This window comes from Pseudomonas sp. (assembly GCF_040514055.1).
GTDB lineage: Bacteria > Pseudomonadota > Gammaproteobacteria > Pseudomonadales > Pseudomonadaceae > Aquipseudomonas.
In genome coordinates, this window is record NZ_JBEVDL010000010.1 from 1 (window position 1) to 2,999 (window position 2,999).

The window sequence follows — 2,999 nt, forward strand, 5'->3', positions numbered from 1 at the left end:
CCAACACCACCATGGTCAACGACTATGTGCGTTACGACGCGATGGCCGCCTACAAGCTGACCAAGAACATCGACCTGCAACTGAACGTGCAGAACCTGACCGACGTCACCTACTACGACAAGGCGTTCTCCACGCACTTCGCCAACCAGGCGGCGGGCCGGACTGCGTTGCTGAGCACCAACTTCCACTTCTGATGACTCAAACCTGTAGGCGCTGCCTTTTAAAAGATCGCAGCCTCGTTGCACTCGACAGCTCCTACAGGGCAATGCGTACTCACCTGTAGGAGCTGCCGCAGGCTGCGATCTTTTGATTTTGTTTTTCAAGATCAAAAGATCGCAGCCTTCGGCAGCTCACAGGGGGCCAGCCCCGTTCATCCAGGTGAACGGGGCTTTTGTGTGCAAAGGGAATGTTTCTCGACAACCCACGGCATAATGCGCGCCGTGATGATTACTTTTGAACGAACAAGGCGAGCGACGTGTTGAAGAAAACCCTGTTCCAGTTGCACTGGTTTTTTGGCATCACTGCCGGACTGGTCCTGGCCCTGATGGGCATCACCGGTGCGACGGTCTCGTTTCAGGATGAGATCCTGTCCGCGCTGAACCCTTCCGTGTTGCAAGTCCAGAAGCAAGTCGCTGGCGTGCTGCCACCCGCCGATCTGGTGGAAAAGATCGAAGCGACGACGGGCATGAAAGTCGCAATGCTCTCGGTGGGCATCGACAGCGACACTGCCGCCAAAGTGTTCTTCACTCCGCCAGCGGGCGAGCGGCGCGGCCCCATGCGCTACTTCGACCCCTACACCGGTGAACTGCTGGGCGACGCCACCGGCCAGGGCTTCTTCGGCCTGATGCTGCAACTGCACCGCTTCCTTGCCATGGGCGATACCGGTCGGCAGATCACCGGTGCCTGCACCCTGATCCTGGTGTTCTTCTGCCTGTCCGGCCTGTACCTGCGCTGGCCTCGCCAGTGGAAAAGCTGGCGCGCCTGGCTGACCCTCGACTGGAAGAAAAAAGGCCGCAGCTTCAACTGGGACCTGCACTCGATTGCCGGCACCTGGTGCCTGGTGTTTTACCTCCTGGCCGCGTTGACCGGGCTGTCCTGGTCCTACGAGTGGTACAACAAGGGCCTGACCCGATTGCTTTCCGATTCGCCGCAGAACGAACGTGTGCGCGGCGGACGCGGCCCTGGGCCAAGCGGTCCGGCGCCGACGGCCGATTATTCGGCGATGTGGAGCAGCATCTACAGCGCCGCCGGTCCCGACCTGAGCTTCTACAACACGCGCATGCCCCCCGTGGCCGGGCAACCGGCGACCGTTTTCTACCTGTTGAAAAACTCGCCCCACGACCGTGCGCTGAACCAGATCAGCCTCGACCCGGTGACCGGCGCGATCAAACGCCATGACCGCTACAGCGACAAGAGCGTCAAAGCGCAACTGCTGACCAGCATCTATGCGCTGCACGTGGGCAGCTACTTCGGCATCGTCGGACGCATCATCCTGACGCTCACGGCCTTGAGCATGCCGCTGTTCTTCATCACCGGCTGGCTGCTGTACCTGGATCGCCGGCGCAAGAAACGCCAGATCAAGGACGCCCGCAAAGGCCTGGCCCAACCCGCCGGCGACACCCCGGCATGGCTGATCGGTTTCGCCAGCCAGAGTGGCTTTGCCGAGCAACTGGCCTGGCAGACTGCCGGCCAGTTGCAGGCTGCTGGCCTGCCAGTCAACGTGCAGCCGTTGGCCACTGTCAGCGAGCAGGATCTGCAGGGCTCAAGCAATGCGCTGTTCGTGGTCAGTACCTTTGGCGACGGCGAAGCGCCGGACAGCGCCCGCGGTTTCGAGCGCAAGGTGCTGGGCCGGGCGTTGAGCCTCGACAGCCTGAACTACGCCGTGCTTGGGCTCGGCGACCGGCAGTATCAGCACTTCTGCGGGTTCGCCCACCGCCTGCACAACTGGCTGGGCGAGCACGGCGGCAAGACCTTGTTCGCACCGGTGGAAGTCGACAGTGGCGACCCCTATGCCTTGCGTCACTGGCAGCAGCAACTCGGCCAGCTGACCGGCCAGGCGCCGATCGACACCTGGCAGGCCCCGCGTTACGACAACTGGACCCTGACCCGTCGCGAGCTGCTCAACCCGGACAGCAGCGGTGCCCCGGTGTACCTGCTTGGCCTGGCCGCCCCCACCACCAGCAGTTGGCTGGCCGGTGACCTGGTGGAAGTGCTGCCACGCAATTGCCCTTGGGCCATCGAACACTTCCTCGACGGCCTGGGGATCGACGGCCGCGCCACGATTGAACTCGATGGCTTGGCGCAAACCCTGGAGCAGGCCCTCGCCGGTCGCCAACTGCCCGAGAACCGTACGCACCTGGTCGGCTTGCATGCCCAGGCGCTGGTGGATGCGCTGGTGCCGTTGGCGATGCGCGAATACTCCATCGCCTCGATTGCCGCCGATGGTGTCCTGGAGCTGATCGTGCGCCAGGAGCTGCATGCCGATGGCAGCCTTGGCGTCGGTTCCGGCTGGCTGACCGAACACGCCCCCGTGGGCGGCAGCATCAGCCTGCGGGTGCGGCGCAACAGCGGCTTCCACCTGCCCAATGAAACGGTGCCGATGATCCTGCTGGGCAACGGCACCGGCCTCGCCGGCTTGCGCAGCCTGCTCAAGGCGCGCATCGCCGATGGCCAACAGCGTCACTGGCTGTTGTTCGGCGAGCGCAATCGTGAGCACGACTACCTGTGTCGCGATGAGCTGCAAGAGTGGTTGATTGCCGGCGATCTCGAGCGCCTGGACCTGGCGTTTTCCCGGGACCAGGCCGAGAAGATCTACGTGCAGGATCGCCTGCGCGAATCGGCCAATGAGCTGAAGAAATGGCTGGCGGACGGTGCGGTGATCTACATCTGCGGCAGCCTGCAGGGCATGGCCTCAGGCGTCGATCAAGTGCTCAACGATGTACTCGGCGCTGCCGAGGTCGAGCGCCTGATCGAACAGGGCCGCTACCGCCGCGACGTCT

2 protein-coding genes are annotated in these 2,999 nt (G+C 63.3%); both read left to right on the plus strand.

The window, feature by feature from the left end; translation table 11 throughout:
• On the plus strand, nucleotides 1-194 hold a 194-nt coding region (locus tag ABWY06_RS02715; RefSeq protein ID WP_353924025.1), incomplete at its 5' end, for a hypothetical protein.
• Nucleotides 195-475: 281 nt separating this feature from the next.
• The coding region (locus tag ABWY06_RS02720) for a PepSY domain-containing protein (RefSeq protein ID WP_353924026.1) at nucleotides 476-2,999 on the plus strand (2,524 nt) is incomplete at its 3' end.